At 63.2% G+C, this 16971-nt stretch carries 21 protein-coding genes; 16 read left to right on the forward strand and 5 right to left on the reverse strand.

What is annotated here, in order from left to right; translation table 11 throughout:
* The first annotated feature begins 40 nt into the window (after positions 1–40).
* The 12 genes from rpsE to LMTR3_RS28030 all read left to right on the forward strand — a co-directional run bounded on the left by rpsE (position 41) and on the right by LMTR3_RS28030 (position 7871).
* Positions 41–616 (forward strand): 30S ribosomal protein S5, encoded by a 576-nt coding sequence (gene rpsE, locus LMTR3_RS27975; protein ID WP_028349043.1) that lies wholly within the window; start codon positions 41–43, stop codon positions 614–616.
* A gap of 37 nt (positions 617–653) precedes the next feature.
* The gene (gene rpmD, locus LMTR3_RS27980; RefSeq protein ID WP_028349042.1) at positions 654–848 is read left to right on the forward strand and encodes a 50S ribosomal protein L30; all 195 of its coding nucleotides are present in this window, start codon (positions 654–656) and stop codon (positions 846–848) included.
* Positions 849–864: 16 nt separating this feature from the next.
* Entirely contained in the window at positions 865–1350 is a 486-nt protein-coding gene (gene rplO / locus LMTR3_RS27985; protein WP_028349041.1) for a 50S ribosomal protein L15, read from the forward strand.
* A 135-nt stretch (positions 1351–1485) separates the two neighbouring features.
* The gene (gene secY, locus LMTR3_RS27990; protein ID WP_065748166.1) at positions 1486–2817 is read left to right on the forward strand and encodes a preprotein translocase subunit SecY; all 1332 of its coding nucleotides are present in this window, start codon (positions 1486–1488) and stop codon (positions 2815–2817) included.
* Positions 2818–2886: 69 nt separating this feature from the next.
* Positions 2887–3741, forward strand: a complete 855-nt coding sequence (locus LMTR3_RS27995; RefSeq protein ID WP_065748167.1) for an adenylate kinase — start codon at positions 2887–2889, stop codon at positions 3739–3741.
* A gap of 184 nt (positions 3742–3925) precedes the next feature.
* Positions 3926–4294 carry a 30S ribosomal protein S13 gene (gene rpsM, locus LMTR3_RS28000; RefSeq protein WP_028349038.1) on the forward strand — a complete coding sequence of 123 codons (369 nt, stop codon included), beginning with the start codon at positions 3926–3928 and terminating at the stop codon, positions 4292–4294.
* A 125-nt stretch (positions 4295–4419) separates the two neighbouring features.
* Positions 4420–4809 (forward strand): 30S ribosomal protein S11, encoded by a 390-nt coding sequence (gene rpsK / locus LMTR3_RS28005; RefSeq protein WP_006021048.1) that lies wholly within the window; start codon positions 4420–4422, stop codon positions 4807–4809.
* A 110-nt stretch (positions 4810–4919) separates the two neighbouring features.
* The gene (locus tag LMTR3_RS28010; protein ID WP_176722005.1) at positions 4920–5960 is read left to right on the forward strand and encodes a DNA-directed RNA polymerase subunit alpha; all 1041 of its coding nucleotides are present in this window, start codon (positions 4920–4922) and stop codon (positions 5958–5960) included.
* Between the two features lie 148 nt (positions 5961–6108).
* Entirely contained in the window at positions 6109–6525 is a 417-nt protein-coding gene (gene rplQ, locus LMTR3_RS28015) for a 50S ribosomal protein L17 (RefSeq protein WP_065728829.1), read from the forward strand.
* Between the two features lie 128 nt (positions 6526–6653).
* Entirely contained in the window at positions 6654–7103 is a 450-nt protein-coding gene (gene greA / locus LMTR3_RS28020) for a transcription elongation factor GreA (protein ID WP_065748168.1), read from the forward strand.
* A gap of 27 nt (positions 7104–7130) precedes the next feature.
* Positions 7131–7427, forward strand: coding sequence for a DUF1330 domain-containing protein (locus LMTR3_RS28025; RefSeq protein ID WP_065748169.1), 297 nt, complete (start codon positions 7131–7133; stop codon positions 7425–7427).
* A gap of 90 nt (positions 7428–7517) precedes the next feature.
* On the forward strand, positions 7518–7871 hold the full coding sequence (locus LMTR3_RS28030; RefSeq protein WP_065748267.1) for a DUF1236 domain-containing protein: 354 nt from the start codon (positions 7518–7520) through the stop codon (positions 7869–7871).
* 65 nt (positions 7872–7936) lie between these two features.
* On the opposite strand, the gene LMTR3_RS28035 is transcribed toward LMTR3_RS28030, so the two are convergent.
* The 4 genes from LMTR3_RS28035 to LMTR3_RS28050 form a co-directional block, all read right to left on the reverse strand.
* Positions 7937–8338 (reverse strand): hypothetical protein, encoded by a 402-nt coding sequence (locus LMTR3_RS28035; protein ID WP_065748170.1) that lies wholly within the window; start codon positions 8336–8338, stop codon positions 7937–7939.
* Positions 8339–8654: 316 nt separating this feature from the next.
* On the reverse strand, positions 8655–10148 hold the full coding sequence (locus tag LMTR3_RS28040) for an amidase (protein ID WP_065748171.1): 1494 nt from the start codon (positions 10146–10148) through the stop codon (positions 8655–8657).
* 7 nt (positions 10149–10155) lie between these two features.
* Positions 10156–11133 carry a Bug family tripartite tricarboxylate transporter substrate binding protein gene (locus LMTR3_RS28045; RefSeq protein WP_065748172.1) on the reverse strand — a complete coding sequence of 326 codons (978 nt, stop codon included), beginning with the start codon at positions 11131–11133 and terminating at the stop codon, positions 10156–10158.
* 128 nt (positions 11134–11261) lie between these two features.
* Complete coding sequence (locus LMTR3_RS28050; RefSeq protein ID WP_065748173.1) at positions 11262–12275, reverse strand: zinc-binding alcohol dehydrogenase family protein; 1014 nt, start codon at positions 12273–12275, stop codon at positions 11262–11264.
* A gap of 128 nt (positions 12276–12403) precedes the next feature.
* Here LMTR3_RS28050 and LMTR3_RS28055 point away from each other — a divergent pair, with 128 nt between their 5' ends.
* The 4 genes from LMTR3_RS28055 (at position 12404) to LMTR3_RS28070 (ending at position 16305) form a co-directional block, all read left to right on the forward strand.
* Positions 12404–12781, forward strand: coding sequence for a winged helix-turn-helix transcriptional regulator (locus tag LMTR3_RS28055; protein ID WP_065748174.1), 378 nt, complete (start codon positions 12404–12406; stop codon positions 12779–12781).
* An 82-nt stretch (positions 12782–12863) separates the two neighbouring features.
* Complete coding sequence (locus LMTR3_RS28060) at positions 12864–14261, forward strand: DegQ family serine endoprotease (protein WP_065748175.1); 1398 nt, start codon at positions 12864–12866, stop codon at positions 14259–14261.
* Positions 14258–15595: a replication-associated recombination protein A gene (locus LMTR3_RS28065; RefSeq protein WP_065748176.1), complete on the forward strand. Its 1338-nt coding sequence runs from the start codon at positions 14258–14260 to the stop codon at positions 15593–15595. The genes LMTR3_RS28060 and LMTR3_RS28065 overlap by 4 nt, the downstream gene beginning before the upstream one ends.
* Positions 15592–16305, forward strand: coding sequence for a tetratricopeptide repeat protein (locus LMTR3_RS28070; RefSeq protein WP_065748177.1), 714 nt, complete (start codon positions 15592–15594; stop codon positions 16303–16305). The genes LMTR3_RS28065 and LMTR3_RS28070 overlap by 4 nt, the downstream gene beginning before the upstream one ends.
* A gap of 36 nt (positions 16306–16341) precedes the next feature.
* On the opposite strand, the gene LMTR3_RS28075 is transcribed toward LMTR3_RS28070, so the two are convergent.
* On the reverse strand, positions 16342–16941 hold the full coding sequence (locus LMTR3_RS28075) for a TetR/AcrR family transcriptional regulator (protein WP_065748178.1): 600 nt from the start codon (positions 16939–16941) through the stop codon (positions 16342–16344).
* Positions 16942–16971: the final 30 nt, after the last annotated feature.

Here is a 16971-nt window from a genome sequence, read left to right on the forward strand (position 1 = left end):
GAGGACAGGGGCTTTCTTCCCCTAAAGATTGGAAAACACCATGGCAGGTGAACGCGAACGCGGCGGACGCGAACGGAGCAGGGATCGCGAGGAGCGCGACAGCGAGTTCGTCGACAAGCTCGTCCACATCAATCGCGTGGCGAAGGTCGTCAAGGGCGGCAAGCGCTTCGGCTTTGCGGCGCTGGTCGTCATCGGCGACCAGAAGGGCCGGGTCGGTTTCGGCCACGGCAAGGCGCGCGAAGTGCCCGAGGCGATCCGCAAGGCGACCGAGTCGGCCAAGCGCAACCTGACGCGGGTGGCGCTGCGCGAAGGCCGCACGCTGCATCACGACATCGCCGGCCGTCACGGCGCCGGCCGCGTCTACCTGCGCGCCGCTCCGGCCGGTACCGGCATCATCGCCGGCGGCCCGATGCGCGCGGTGTTCGAGACGCTCGGCATCCAGGACGTGGTGGCGAAGTCGATCGGCTCGTCGAATCCCTACAACATGGTTCGCGCGACCTTCGACGCGCTGAAGCATCAGGATTCGCCGCGTTCGGTTGCGGCACGCCGCAACATCAAGGTGTCCACGCTGCAATCGCGCCGCGTCGGCGGCGACGCCGAAGTGGTGGCTGAATAACCGGCGCGAATTTCAAGCGCTCTTTGGAGTTAAGACGATGGCCAAGGCCGCAAAGACGATCAAGGTCGAGCAGACCGGCAGCGCGATCCGCCGCCACCACTCGCAGCGTTCGACGCTGATCGGCCTCAAGCTCAACAAGATCGGCCGGGTTGCCGAGCTGCAGGACACCCCTGAAGTTCGCGGCATGATCAGCAAGGTTCAACATCTCGTCCGCATCGTCGGCGAGAAGTAAGTAAGGAGACAGGGCGATGAAGCTCAGCGATATCGCCGACAACGCCGGCTCGCGCAAAAAGCGCATGCGCGTCGGCCGTGGCATCGGTTCCGGCAAGGGCAAGACTTCGGGCCGCGGCGGCAAGGGCCAGACCGCGCGCTCGGGCGTGCGCATCAAGGGCTTCGAGGGCGGCCAGATGCCGCTGCATCGGCGCCTGCCGAAGCGCGGCTTCAACAACATCTTCCGGCTCGACTTTGCCGAGATCAATCTCGACCGGCTGCAGGAGGCGATCGACGCCAAGCTGGTCGACACCAAGGAAACCGTGACCGTCGAGTCGCTGGTGAAGGCTGGCGTGATCCGCCGTGCCAAGGACGGCCTGCGGCTGCTCGGCCGTGGCGAACTTAAGGCCAAGCTTGCGATCGAGGTGCACGGCGCCTCGAAATCCGCGGTTGCGGCGGTCGAGAAGGCCGGCGGCACGGTGAAGATCCTGGCCCCGGCCAAGAAGGAAGGCGAGGCGGCGTAACATCTGCGTCATGCCCGCCTGATCGCGGGCATGGACCAGTGGACTTATCGAAGCCGCGCACCAAATAATGTCCGGCGTCTACCGATTGCCCGCGAAGGGGCGTCGGCCTGGGAGGCGGCGGGAGAAAGCCTGAACATGGTCTCAGCAGCAGAACAACTTGCGGCAAACCTCAATTTCGGCGCTTTGGCCAAAGCCGACGAACTGAAGAAGCGCATCTGGTTTACGCTGGGTGCGCTGCTTGTTTATCGGCTCGGCACCTATATCCCGCTGCCCGGCATCGATCCCGCGGCCTGGGAGCAGGTGTTCAAGTCGCAGGCCGGCGGCATTCTCGGCATGTTCAACATGTTCGCCGGCGGCGGCATCAACCGCATGGCGATCTTCGCGCTGAACATCATGCCGTACATCTCGGCATCGATCATCATCCAGCTTCTGACGACGGTATCGCCCAAGCTCGAAGCCTTGAAGAAGGAAGGCGAGGCGGGCCGCAAGACCCTGAACCAGTATACCCGCTACCTCACGGTGATCCTCGCCACGTTCCAGGCCTACGGCATCGCGATCGGACTTCAGGGCGCCGGCAACGTGGTCAGCGAGCCCGGGATGTTCTTCCTGATTTCCACCACGATCACGCTGACCGGCGGCACCATGTTCCTGATGTGGCTCGGCGAGCAGATCACCTCGCGCGGCATCGGTAACGGCATTTCGCTGATCATTCTGGCCGGCATCGTTGCCGAGTTGCCCTCGGCGCTCGCCAACATGCTCGAATTGGGACGCCAGGGCGCGCTCTCGACCGGCTTGATCCTGATCGTGATCGTGATGGCGGTCGCCGTGATCGCCTTCATCGTGTTCATGGAGCGCGCGCAGCGCAGGCTTCTGATCCAGTATCCGAAGCGCCAGGTCGGCAACAAGATGTTCGAGGGGCAGTCCTCGCATCTGCCGCTCAAGCTCAACACCTCGGGCGTCATTCCGCCGATCTTCGCCTCGTCGCTGCTCTTGCTGCCGGCGACGGTTGCGAACTTCAACGCCGGCAGGGGGCCGGAGTGGTTCCAGTGGCTCAACACCCAGCTCAGCCACGGCCGTCCGCTGTTCCTGTTCCTCTATCTGGCGCTGATCGTGTTCTTCGCCTTCTTCTACACCGCGATCGTGTTCAACCCGACCGAGACCGCCGACAATCTGAAGAAGCACGGCGGCTTCATTCCCGGTATCCGCCCGGGCGAGCGCACCGCCGAATATATCGATTACGTGCTGTCGCGCATCACGGTGCTGGGCGCGATCTATCTGGCGATCGTGTGTCTGATTCCCGAAATCCTGATTTCCTATGCCTCGGTGCCGTTTTATTTCGGCGGAACCTCGCTTCTGATCGTCGTCAGCGTGACCATGGATACGGTGGCGCAGGTGCAGGGTTATCTGTTGGCCCATCAGTATGAGGGGCTGATCCGGAAATCCAAGCTGAGGGGCCGTCGCCGCTAACCAGCGGACCGCTCTGAAATTCAATACAAGGTGTGCGGTTTCGCTCACCAAGCCGGGGGGCGAGTAGTCATGAGATTGATCCTTTTGGGACCGCCGGGGTCGGGGAAGGGTACCCAGGCACAGCGGCTGGTGCAGCGCTATGGGATTGTGCAGCTCTCGACCGGCGAGATGCTGCGCGCGGCTGTGGCCGCCGAGACGCCGGTCGGGTTGAAGGCCAAGGACCTCATGGCAAACGGTCAGCTTGTGCCTGATGACGTCGTAGTCGGAATCATTTCTGACAGGATCGATCAACCGGACGCGGCCAAGGGCTTCGTCCTCGATGGGTTCCCGCGCACGGTGCCGCAGGCGGAGGCGCTGGATGATCTCCTAAAGAAAAAGCATCTCAGGCTCGACGCGGTGGTCGAACTGCGCGTCAATGAGAGCGCGCTGCTGCAGCGCGTCGAAACCCGCGTCGCCGAGATGCTGGCGCGCGGCGAGGAGGTGCGTGTTGACGACACGCCGGAAGTGCTGACCAAACGGCTCGCTGCCTACCGGTCGCAGACCGAGCCGCTGATTCACTACTATTCCGAGCGGCGGAAGCTCGCGACCGTCGACGGGATGATGACCATCGAGCAGGTAACCCGGGAGGTTAACCGGATCCTCTCCGCTGTCGGCGCGCTGGAACCCAAGGTGGCGCCGGCCCGGAAGGCCAAGGCACGGAAGACCGCCAAGCCTGCAGGCAAAAAGGCTGCCAAAACCGCCAAGAAGGCCGTCAAAACGGCGCGTAAGGCCGCCAAACCGGCCTCCAGGGGAACCAAAACGGCTGGTAACAAGAAGGCTGCTCGGAAGGCCGTTTCGGCGGCCAGAGGCCGAGGGGGCGCAAGCGCCCAAAAAACCGTCCGGAAAGCGGCCAAAAAGGTCACGAAAAAGCGAGCTAAGCGATAGAGGCGGTTGACGAAACCGAGTTGAATCCTTTAATAAGCCCCGCATCCAAGTCGGATAGTTTTTTGACGATGCCGGGCCCCGAAAGAGATGAGGGGAGGGCGTCGTGTTCGCGTTTGCGGACACCTGCCCGAGTTAGCAAGAACACAGCCCGATCCATGAGGGATCGGCGACAGGAGAGAAGTCCGTGGCCCGTATTGCCGGCGTGAATATCCCGACCAACAAGCGCGTTCTGATCGCGCTCCAGTACATCCATGGCATCGGCCAGAAGAACGCGTCCGAGATCATGGAGAAGGTCAAGATCCCGGCTGATCGTCGCGTCAGCCAGTTGAGCGACCAGGAAGTCCTGCAGATCCGCGAAGTCATCGACCGCGACTATCTCGTCGAAGGCGACCTTCGGCGCGAGACCGGCATCAACATCAAGCGCCTGATGGACCTCGGCTGCTATCGCGGCCTGCGTCATCGCCGCGGCCTTCCGGTACGCGGTCAACGCACCCACACCAATGCGCGCACGCGCAAGGGCCCGGCCAAGTCGATCGCCGGCAAGAAGAAGTAATTAAGCGAATAGCGAATGGGGAGTAGCGAATGGTTCTATTCGCCGTTCGCCACTCACCATTCACCTCTTAGGTGTAGCCGCTGGCAGTACGGCGGCGTTTGAGATCACAGGAAGGTTTTAAGGTAATGGGCAAGGAAGCCACCCGCGTCCGCCGTCGCGAACGCAAGAACATCGCCTCCGGCATCGCGCACGTGAATTCGTCCTTCAACAACACGACCATCACCATCACCGACGCGCAGGGCAACACCATTGCCTGGTCCTCGGCCGGCACGATGGGCTTCAAGGGCTCCCGCAAGTCGACCCCCTATGCCGCGCAGGTCGCGGCCGAAGACGTTTCCAAGAAGGCGCAGGAACACGGCATGCGCACGCTGGAAGTGGAAGTTGCCGGCCCCGGTTCGGGCCGCGAATCGGCGCTTCGCGCGCTGCAGGCTGCGGGCTTCACCGTCACATCTATCCGCGACGTGACCACGATCCCGCACAATGGTTGCCGTCCGCGCAAGCGCCGGCGCGTTTGATATCTGGTCGCGGGCGGTTATGCCGCTCGCGATTGCTTTTGGAATTTTCCGCGGACTGATCCGCGATCTCCAACGCCAGTGATCTGAAGGCAGATCGACTGGCCGGTCTATTGACCCGAAGGGGTGACAAAGTGACGATCCAGAAAAATTGGCAAGAACTTATTCGACCGAACAAGCTGCAGGTAACGCCGGGCGGCGATGCGACCCGGTTTGCGACCGTCGTCGCCGAGCCGCTCGAGCGCGGTTTCGGCCAGACGCTCGGTAACGCGCTGCGCCGCATCCTGTTGTCGTCGTTGCAGGGCGCCGCCGTGCAGTCGGTGCACATCGACGGCGTGCTGCACGAGTTCTCCTCGATCGCGGGCGTTCGCGAGGACGTCACCGACATCGTGCTCAACATCAAGGACATCTCGATCAAGATGCAGGGCGAGGGCCCCAAGCGCATGGTCGTGAAGAAGTCGGGTCCGGGCGTCGTCACCGCCGGCGACATCCAGACCGTCGGCGACATCGTGGTGCTCAATCCCGAGCTGCAGATCTGCACGCTGGACGAGGGCGCTGAAATCCGCATGGAGTTCACGGTCGCCGCCGGCAAGGGCTACGTCGCCGCCGAGCGCAACCGGCCCGAGGATGCGCCGATCGGCCTGATCCCGGTCGACAGCCTGTTCTCGCCCGTGCGCAAGGTCTCCTACAAGGTCGAGAACACCCGCGAGGGCCAGATTCTCGACTACGACAAGCTGACCATGACGATCGAGACCAACGGCGCGATCTCGCCGGAGGACGCGGTGGCCTATGCCGCGCGCATCCTGCAGGATCAGCTCAACGTGTTCGTGAACTTCGAAGAGCCGCGCAAGGAAGTCGCGCAGGAGATCATCCCCGATCTCGCCTTCAACCCGGCGTTCCTCAAGAAGGTCGACGAGCTCGAGTTGTCGGTGCGTTCGGCAAACTGCCTGAAGAACGACAACATCGTCTATATCGGCGACCTCGTGCAGAAGTCGGAAGCGGAAATGCTCCGCACGCCGAACTTCGGCCGCAAGTCGCTGAACGAGATCAAGGAAGTGCTGGCCCAGATGGGTCTGCATCTCGGCATGGAAGTGCCGGGCTGGCCGCCGGAGAACATCGACGAGCTCGCCAAGCGCTTCGAGGATCATTACTGAGCGAATTGGGAGTGGCGAATAGCGAATGGGGGAGAAACTATTCGCTACTTGCCATTCGCTACTCGCCACCCAGGGCGAACGCAGGCAGCCCACCTGAGCAACAAGTCCGACGAACCGTCGCGACGAAGACAAATCAAGGAATACATCAATGCGTCACGGCAAGGTTCATCGTAAGCTCAACCGAACCGCCGAGCATCGCCGCGCGATGTTCGCCAACATGTGCGCCGCGCTGATCAAGCACGAGCAGATCGTCACCACCCTGCCGAAGGCCAAGGAACTGCGCCCGATCGTCGAGAAGCTCGTTACCCTCGGCAAGAAGGGCGGGCTCGCCATGCGCCGCCAGGCAATCTCCGAGATGCGCGACAAGGATCAGGTCAAGAAGCTTTTCGACACGCTGGCGCCCCGCTACAAGGACCGTCAGGGCGGCTATACCCGTATCATCAAGGCCGGCTTCCGCTACGGCGACAACGCCCCGATGGCCGTGATCGAATTCGTCGACCGCGACGTCGACGCCAAGGGCCAGGATTCTGGTCCTGTGGAAGAGAAGTCCGCGGAAGCGGCGTAACTCTTCCAAATCGCAGTTTTTCAAAGGCGGCGCCAAAAGCGCCGCTTTTTTGTTGCCCGGCGCGCCCGCGATCGCGGCCGGCGCGTGACTTCACAGGAACGTCCCGGGCCGCCAAACGTTTGACATCCATGAGTAGAGCGTTCGTCAAGGATACCGAAGACGTCGAAGATCTGCCTGACCGGCCAATCTCCGAACTTCCGAACGACGTGACGGCTGACGGTCTCCGCCGGATCGAGCAGGCGTTGGCCGCGGCCCAGGCTGCGGCGCAATCCGCCGGCGATCGCGCGGCGCTGGCCAGCGCTCGCCGTGACTTCCGCTATTGGAATGCTCGCCGCGCCACGGCAAGGGTGGCCCCCGTGCCATCAGACAATTCCGTCGTGCGCTTCGGTCACACCGTCACCATCGTGCGCGAGGACGACCGGCGACAGACGTTCCGGATCGTCGGCGAAGACGAGGCCGAGCCCGCACACGGGACGATCTCGCACGGCTCGCCGCTGGCGCGCGCGCTGTTCGGCAAGGGTGTCGGCGATGTCGTTGCCATCGCAGGAGGCGAAGCGGAGATCGTCGAAATCCGGTGATGCGCAAACACCGTGCGCGAGGGAAGGATGTCAGCCTACGCTATTTCCGAAGTCGAGATGCGTGATGCCACTGACTTCGAAAGCTATCGCAGCATAGCGGCCAAGGCGATTGCAAAGTATGGCGGCCGCTATCTCGTGCGCGGCGGCGCCGCAACTTTGATCGAAGGAGGCCCACCGCCGAAAACCATCATCGTCGTCGAATTTCCGACGATGGAGCGTTTGCGCGAATGGTACGCCTCGCCGGAATATGCCGAGGCGTTGAGAGTGCGGCAGGCCGCGCTGGATCGCCGTCTGGTTTTCGTCGAGGGCGTCGCGCCGGTGTAGGCAGCAACGAAGGCGGTCGTTCAGGCGGAACAAGGACGCTCAGAAACCGTTTTTCCTGATGCCGCGCTGATGCGGCTTGAGGAGGACCCGATGAAGAAGCTGCTTATTTTGGCGGCGGCGGCAGCGTCGCTGGTTGCGACCATGGCCAACGCTCAAACCACGGTCATAACTCCCGACACGACCACCGGAACTGCGGGCGCAACGATTCGGATCGAGCCGGAGTATCGCACGAAGATCAAGAGCTACGTGACCGAGCACAAGATCCGTCCGGTAGAAACACGGGAACGGATCGTGGTGGGCGCCAAGGTGCCGACCGAGGTCGAACTCGAGGCAGTGCCTTCGGATTGGGGCCCGTCAGTGACCAAGTATCGCTATGTCTACTCGAACAATCGCGTGATGCTGGTTGATCCCGCTACCCGCACCGTGGTGCATGAAGTCGACTGAGGGGCTCTCGCAGCGCCATGCAAAAAGGGGCCGCCAGTCGGGCGGCCCTTTTTCATTTTGCCGGATCACCAGCGACGCCAGCCGCCGTAATACCGCGGACCATAGAATCGCGGACCGCCATAGAATCGCGGACCGCCATAGTAGGCGTACGCCGGGCGAATCACGCGGCGATAACGAACCACGGGATAATAGGGCTCGCTGTAATAGCCGCCATAGTAGGCCGGTGCATAACCGCCGTAGTAGCCGCCGTAGCCCGGATACCCGCCGTAATATCCGTAACCCGGACCATAGGCGTAGGCGTTCGACGCCAGTCCACCGATCACCGCGCCAGCGATCAATCCGCCAGCCACAGCCCCGCCCCAGCCCCAGCCCCCTCCGCGCCAGTGAGCCTCCGCGGGCGACGGCGCCGTTACCGCTGTCAGGCCAAGGGTTGCCGCGACAGCCAGAACCAAAGGTGCCTTTCTCATCGACTCCTCCTTTCCGTAATCAGACAGGCAAACTTTTTCACATAACCGCAGACTCGCTAAACACTTTCGAGTGAAGTTTGTTGCCTTGGACCCGGCTTCCGGCCGTCCTGGCGCCGGATTTAATTTTGATGAATGGACGTTCAGGAGGCCGTTGCGACGGTAGCCGGCGATTGTCGTTATTTCTTCCGATCGGGAACCATTGTCGTGAAGCGCTGAAACGCCTCCGCCATGGGCAGCAAATATTCAGCCAAGCCTTGCCTCTCGATGCGGTGCCGACCGCAACGTGAGCTTGGCTATCGCCGCAACGAATATCGCCTCAGTCGAAATCCAGAAAACCCGGCCGGCTCGAAATCGGAGGCTGTCGGCGCAGCCAGGCGAGGTCGGGGATGGGACGGGCTGTCTCCGGATTGGCCTCAAGCAGCGCCTCGATCTCGCGGGCCACTGAAAGCGTCGCGACGTCGCCACCTCGCGGACCGATGATCTGGATGCCGAACGGCAATCCGGCGCCGTCGCGGCCGGCCGGTATCGCCACCGCCGGGTGTCCGGCATTGGTCACGGCATAGGCCAGCGCCAGCCAGTGGAAATAGCTTTTCGTAGGTACTCCGTCGATGGCGGCCGGGTAAAGCTCGGACCAGGGCCGCGGGCTGATCGTGACTGTCGGCGCGATGATAAAATCGTGCTCGCCGAAAAATGTCTGCCAACTCCGATAAAGCGCGGTCTGCAGCGAAAGCGCGCGTGCCACGTCGAGGGCAGAATAGCCAAGCCCCTCGGCCACGTTGTCTCTGATATTGGGACCCACTTTGTCCGGATATTTCTCGGCGAGTTCACGGTGACGGCCCAGAAATGCGACGGCGCGCAAGATCCGGAACACCTCGTCGGCATGGCTGCAATCCGGATGGGTCCATGCGACGCGGCGGAATGCCGATCCGAATGTCGCGAGCTTCGTTTTGAACGTCTCGGCGATGACGCGTTCCGTCGGAGCAAACCCGAAATCGCAGGTCGCCGCGATGCGCAAGCCGGCGAGATCGGTCCGTGGCGGATCGCGATAGGTCTCGCGCACGGGCGTTCCGCCGGCGTGAAGGATGGCCGACAACGGATCGCGCGCGTCGCGATCCAGCATGCAGGAAAGCATCAGGCACGCGTCCGATACGTTTCTCGCCATCGGCCCGAGTTGCGAGATCTGCAGCCAGGCCATGTTGCGGCTGTTGCTGGCGATCAGCCCAGGGGAGGGGCGGAATCCGACGACACCGCAAAAGGCGGCGGGGTTCCTGACCGAGCCGCCGGTGTCCGAACCGGTCGCCAGCGGCACCATGCCGGTTGCAAGCGCTACCGCCGATCCGCCGGACGAGCCGGCGGCGGAGCGCTCGGGATCGAAGGGATTGCCGGTGGCGCCATGAAGCGCATTGCGGGTGTTGCCGCCCGCGCCCCATTCGGGGACGTTGGTCTTGCCGACGACGATGGCGCCGGCGCGCTTGAGCATTGCGACGATCGCCTCATCCTCGGCCGCGACATTGTCCGCGAACAGCACGCTGCCAAAACTCGTCGGCAGCCCCTTGGCATCGATCAGATCCTTGACCCCGAGCGGAAGCCCGTGCAGCGGCCCGAGCGCATCGCCGCGCATTACGGCAGCCTCGCTTTCCCGCGCCGCCACGCGCGCCGTATCGAACGAGCGCGCGATGATCGCATTGACGGCCGGATCGATTTCCTCGATCCGGCGGATGCAACTGTCCATGAGTTCGACCGGCGAAAGCTTGCGCTCGCCGATCAGCGCCCGGGCCGTTACCGCGGGCAGATCGCACGGCTCGGTCATGTCGGGATTACTCTTCCTTGATGCCGCCCTTGCGGGCCAGTTCCTTCATCTCGGCCGTTTCCTTGGCGATGAAACCCGGCCAGTCCGGATAGCGCTTGAAGCCGGCTTCGTACCCGACCTTCTTAAAGCGCTCGATCACCGAAGGGCTTGCGATTGCCTCTTCCAGCGCCGAGGCCAGCCGGTCGCGTATGGCCGGCGGGATTCCCTTGGGCGCGACCACGGTACCCCAGGAGACGAGGTCGATATTGGGATAACCGAGTTCGGCGAGAGTCGGAACGTCGGGAAGGAACTGCGAGCGCTTGGCGGAGAACACCGCCAGCGGGCGAACCGTGCCGGCTTCGAGCTGCGGCCTGATCGCGATCACGGTGTCCACGTGGTACTCGATGTGCTTGCCTATCAGGTCGTTCATCGCCGGCGCGCTGCCCTTATAGGGCAGGTGCAGCATCTTGATGCCGGCGCTCGACTTGAACAGTTCGCCGGCGAAATGCGAAATGGTGGCTACGCCGAAGGACGCCAGCGACAGCTTGTCGGGACTGGCCTTCGCCGCCGCGACAAGCGCCGCAACGTCCTTGATCGGGCTGTCGCGATGCGTGACCAGCACCATGGTCAGGGTACCGGTCTGGGCGATCGGCTCGAAATCCCTGCCGCTATCGTAGGGCACGTTCTCCTTCACGGCGTGCTGCAGGGTGAAGGTCGAATTCGAACTGGTGAGTAGGGTGTAACCGTCGGGTGCCGCGTTAGCGACCTCTTTGGCGGCGATCGTCGTGCCGCCGCCGGGGCGATTGAGCACGATCACGGGCTTGCCCAGACGCGTCTCGAGCTCGCCGGCAATGATGCGCCCGACGACGTCGCCAGCTCCGCCCGCCGGATAGGGCACAATCAACTGCAGCGATTTTTCGGGGTAACTGCCTTGTGCCGTTGCGATCGACGCGCAACCCACCACGCAGGACGACGCCAGCGCGGCCGCCAGAAACATTCGTATCATGTCGAACAGGTCTCCTGTCTTCCGTGTTCCCCGGCAATTCGCGCCGGGGCTTTTCGGCGACAGCCATCCCGGATCGATGGAACAGGCTCCCTTGAATCGACCCCCAGATCAACCCCGTTGTTGGGCCGTTACCAGCCCTCCAGCACGATCTTGCCGCGCGACTTGCCGCTTTCCAAAAGCGCATGGGCCCGTTTCAGATTGGCGGCGTTTATCGTTCCAAAGGTCTGGTCAAGCGTGGTGCGCAGCACGCCCTTGTCGAGGAGGTCGGAGACGTCGTTCAGGAGGTGGTGCTGGGCGATCATGTCAGGCGTCTGGAATGACGAGCGCGTGAACATCGATTCCCAGTGGATCGAGACCGCCTTGCCCTTGAAGGCGGAGACGGTGAATTCCGGGGGATCGTCGATCAGGCCGAACTTGCCCTGTGGTGCGATGAAATCGGCGATCGCCTTGTAGTGCTGGTCGGTGAAGGTGAGGCTCGCGACCAGCGCGACCGGCGGCACCTTCAACTTTTCGATCTGCTCCTTCATCGGCTTGGAATGATCGATCACGGCATGCGCTCCGAGGTCGAGGCACCATTTCTGCGACTCCGGACGCGTGGCGGTGGCGACAACCGTAAGCCCGGTGAGGCGGCGCGCGAGCTGGATCAGGATCGAGCCGACGCCCCCGGCGCCGCCGGTGATCAGCAACGTGCGTGGATCGAGGCTCTTGCCCGGCAGGGCGCCGAGCCGGTCGAACAGCAATTCCCAGGCGGTGATCGAGGTCAGCGGCAGCGCCGCGGCCTGCGCGAACGACAAAGATTTCGGCTTCTTGCCGACGATCCGCTCGTCGACCAGGTGAAATTCCGCATTCGTGCCCTGGCGCAGGATCGAGCCGGCGTAAAACACTTCGTCACCCGGTTTGAACAGCGTCACATCCGGGCCGACGGCATCGACGATGCCGGCAGCGTCGTAGCCCAGGATTTTCGTTTCGCCCTCGGGCGGGGCGGCGCGCTTGCGGACCTTGTAATCGACCGGGTTGGCAGAGATCGCCTTGACGGCGACGCGGATGTCGCGGCCCGTCGGTTCCGGCTTGGCGGCCTCAAAATCAATCAGCGCATTCGCGTCTTCGATGGGGAGCGATTTTTTGTATCCGACGGCCTTCATGTCGTGCCTCCTCCGTGTTTGACAGATCGATTGCCTAACTGTCGCTCTAGCATCCGCTTGGCAAGTACTGTAAATTTGGGGAACTAGTCCCTGTTTGGATACTATTGGGGAAACTCCAGGAAAAACTCATGAAACGGCGGAATTTTGCCCGTCGGCCGGGCTGCGCGGTTGAAGCGACGCTCGATCTGATCGACGGCAAGTGGAAAGGCGTGATCCTGTTTCACCTGCAGGCCGGCACCCAGCGCTTCGGGGAGTTGCGGCGGCGGATGCCGGGGATTACCCAGCGCATGCTGACCAAGCAGCTTCGCGCGCTCGAGGACGACAAGCTCGTGATCCGCAAGGTCTACGCCGAGGTGCCGCCGCGGGTCGAATACACGCTGTCGGAGATCGGCGAGAGCTTGCGGCCGGTGATCGAGACGCTCAGGGCATGGGGCGAGGGCCATCAGGAAAGGCTATCCTGTGCGCCGGCCTCCGACACCGCGAAAGTGCCCGATCGCGCGGCCTGACCGGCAGTATTGAGTACCGCCTTATCTTCTCTCGTTGCTGCCTCGCATCTATATCTGGGGCCATCAATTTTGGGATTCTTGCATGACGTTGACGATCCGCTCTTTCGCCTTGCTGCTGGTTTCCGCAGTCGTTGCAACGCCGGCGCTGGCGCAGGATCGGCGCGTGCCGACCTCGGGCGCCGAACTGCGGCTGTCCTACGCGCCGATCGTGCAGCGCGCGCAGCCGGCAGTGGTGAACGTCTATGCCGCTAAGACGGTGCAGAATCGCAACCCGCTGCTGGACGATCCGATCTTCCGCCGCTTCTTCGGCGTCCCGGGCATGCAGCCCGAGCAGATGCAGCGCTCGCTGGGATCGGGCGTGATGGTCGATGCCTCGGGGCTCGTGGTCACCAACAACCACGTCATCGAGGGCGCCGATCAGGTCAAGATTTCGCTCGCCGACAAGCGCGAGTTCGAGGCCGAGATCGTGCTGAAGGACAGCCGCACGGATCTGGCCGTGCTGCGCGTGAAGGACGGACGAGAGAAATTTGCGACGCTGGACTTTGCCAATTCCGATGAATTGCTGGTCGGCGACGTCGTGCTCGCGATCGGCAATCCTTTCGGCGTTGGCCAGACCGTGACCCATGGCATCGTCTCGGCGCTGGCTCGCACCAAGGTCGGCGTCACCGATTACCAGTTCTTCATCCAGACCGATGCGGCGATCAATCCCGGGAATTCCGGCGGCGCGCTGGTCGATATGACCGGCAAGCTGGTCGGCATCAACACCGCGATCTTCTCGCGCTCCGGCGGCTCGCAGGGCATCGGCTTTGCGATTCCCACAAACATGGTGCGCGTGGTCGTGGCCTCCGCCAAGAGCGGCGGCAAGGCCGTCAAGCGGCCGTGGCTGGGTGCGAAACTGCAGGCGGTGACGCCCGAAATCGCCGAGACGCTGGGGCTGAAACTGCCGAACGGCGCTCTGGTCGCCAATGTCGCACCAAACAGCCCGGCCGCGCGCGCCGGGCTGAAGCCGTCCGACCTGATCGTCGCCATCGAAGGGCAGCCGATCGACGAACCCAACGCGTTCGACTACCGCTTCGCCACAAGGCAACTCGGCGGCTCCGCACAGATCGACGTGCAGCGTGGTGGAAAGACCGTCAAGGTCACGGTGCCGCTGGAGACCGCCCCCGACACCAACCGCGATGAAATCGTGCTCACCGCGCGCTCGCCGTTCCAGGGCGCCAAGGTCGCCAATATTTCGCCGGCGGTTGCCGACGAGCTGCATCTGGATTCCCAGGCCGAGGGCGTCGTGGTGATCGATCTTGCCGACGGGGGTACTGCGGCAAGCGTCGGATTCCAGAAAGGCGACATCATTCTCGCCGTCAACAATCAGAAGATCAGCAAGACCAGCGACCTCGACAAGGCTTCGAAAACCTCGTCCAGGCTCTGGCGCATCGTCGTGGTGCGCGGCGGCCAGCAGATCAACGTGACGCTCGGCGGATGAGCCCGAAGAAACCCCGCGAGGCGACCAATCTCTTTGCCGCGGCAGGGATGGAAGAGGATGCGCCGCGTCCGCTTCCCGACCGGCTGCGTCCGCGCTCGCTGGCCGATGTCGTCGGCCAGGATCACATTCTCGGTCCCGATGGCGCGCTGACGCGGATGCTGGAGACGCGCACGCTGGGCTCGCTGGTGTTCTGGGGGCCGCCCGGCACCGGCAAGACCACAGTGGCGCGGCTGTTGGCGGATGCCACCGAACTGCATTTCGAGCAGATTTCGGCGGTATTTTCCGGCGTCGCCGATTTGAAGAAGGTGTTCGACGCCGCGCGGGCCCGGCGCGAGACGGGCAAGGGCACGCTGTTGTTCGTCGACGAGGTGCACCGCTTCAACCGCGCCCAGCAGGATTCCTTTCTTCCTGTCATGGAAGACGGCACCGTGGTGCTGGTCGGCGCCACCACGGAAAACCCGTCATTCGAGCTCAACGCCGCGCTTCTGTCGCGCGCGCGGGTGCTGGTGTTTCATTCGCTCGATGCCGCCGCGATCGAAAAACTCTTTGCCCATGCCGAGAAGGTCGAGGGCCGAAAATTGCCGCTCGATGCCGAGGCGCGCGCCGTGCTGGTGCGAATGGCCGACGGCGACGGCCGCGCGGCGCTGACCTTGGCCGAAGAGGTCTGGCGCGCCGCGCGCAGGGACGAAATCTTCAACGCCGCCCAGTTGCAGGAGATCCTGCAGCGCCGCGCGCCGATCTACGACAAGTCCGCCGACGGCCACTACAACCTGATTTCGGCGCTGCATAAGTCGGTGCGCGGCTCCGATCCCGACGCCGCGCTGTATTACCTCGCGCGCATGCTGGACGCCGGCGAGGACCCGCTGTTTTTGGCGCGGCGCGTCGTGCGCATGGCGGTGGAGGATATCGGCCTGGCCGATCCGCAGGCGCTGGTGATCTGCAACGCCGCCAAGGATGCCTTCGATTTTCTTGGGTCTCCCGAGGGCGAGCTCGCGATCGCGCAGGCCGTGATCTACCTCGCTACCGCGCCGAAATCGAACGCCGCCTACAAGGCCTTTGGCGCGGCGATGCGCACGGCGAAGGAGGGGGGGTCGCTGCTGCCGCCAAAACATATTCTCAATTCGCCGACAAAATTGATGAAGTCGGAAGGCTATGGCTCCGGCTACGAATACGACCACGACGCGCCGGACGCCTTCTCCGGACAGGACTACTTTCCGGAAGCGCTGGGGCGTCAGAACTTCTACGATCCGCCCGATCGCGGCTTCGAGCGCGAGATTCGCAAGCGGCTGGATTACTGGGCGAAGCTGCGTAAGGAACGAGGCCAGCGCGAATGAACAGTTTCGAGAATTACCTGAGGCAGGCTATTCGGGCCGCCACATGTGTGGTGATGCTGGCGTCGCCACTTGCCGCCGCGGCTGATAGCGTCGAGGTGGCGCCGGGCGTGCAGGTGACGAAGCGAAGCTATACAGCGCCGACCAACGAGCAACCGTTCTTCGGATTTGCAGTCAAGAATTCGGAGGAGAAGGCCGCCGACGAGAAATTTGTAAGCGCCATCATCGGGGCAACAGGCTCTCGCGAAAAAGCCTTTGACGAAATAACGCTCCGTGGTTGGAGGGCTGTAAATACCGGCAAGATACGCGAGGCCGCGCTGCGGTTTAACCAGGCGTTTCTCATTTCACCGGAGCAGAGCGCCGTCTATCACGGCCTCGCGGTGGTCGCGCAATTTCGCTTCAATGATCTCGATGCCGCGGACGAGCTTTTCAGAATCGCGCTGAAACAGCCCAATCCGGTGAAGGCGCTCAGGGCCGACTATGGCCGCATGTTGCTGATCGCAAAACGCCCGCGCGATGCCCAGCCCGTGCTGGAGCAGGCGGTCAAGGATGCGCCGGATTTCGGCGACGCCTGGACCAATCTCGCCGTGGCGCGCTTCCAGAACGGTGACGCGGCGGCCTGCGCAGCAGCGGATGAAGCCGCCAGGAAGCGTCCGTCCAACAACTCCGGAGCCGACCTGACCGCGGTGAGAAACGCTGCGCAGTGCAAATAGCCGCCGCGCAGCCATGACCGGCGAGCCGATCGGCTTCTAGCAGCTTTGCTTGCCGAGCAGTAGATCGATGGTGTGCGTGGCAATCTTCCGAAGCTGGGCCTCATCTCGGAACGCGCGTTCGAGCACCGCCAATCCGCGCGTCACGGTAGCGATGTGCAATGCCGCGACCTCGGGCGCTCCGCTGAACTCGCCCCGCTTCTTGCCCTCGGAAAAGGCTTCCTCAATGAGAGCGGTGGCGCGGGTCACCAGATCCGCAAACGCCTGGCGCGCGTCCTCATCCAGCCCTTCATCTTCGATCGATCCCAGCTCCATCAACCCTCGCGTCGTCGGACATCCACGGGGCGGGGAGCCGGAACGGAAGTTCTTTATCGTTACGTCGAAAAACGCCGTGAGGCGCTCGCGCAGCGTACCTGAGCTGAGCGCCTTTTGCAGGGCGCGCAAATATTTACTCGCATAACGCTCATAGGCGCAGAGAAACAGCGCTTCCTTGCTGCCGAAGGCGTTGTAGAGACTGCCACGCTGGACGCCCGCGTCGCGCGCGATGTCCGAGAGCGACGTTCCCCGCACCCCCTTGCGCCAGAATTGTTCGAACGCGATGCGCAAGACCTCGTCATGATCAAACTCGCGCGGTCTCACGTTTCGCTCCTCAGTGTCAAAAGTTTCAGT

The organism is Bradyrhizobium sp. LMTR 3, from assembly GCF_001693485.1.
Taxonomy (GTDB): domain Bacteria; phylum Pseudomonadota; class Alphaproteobacteria; order Rhizobiales; family Xanthobacteraceae; genus Bradyrhizobium.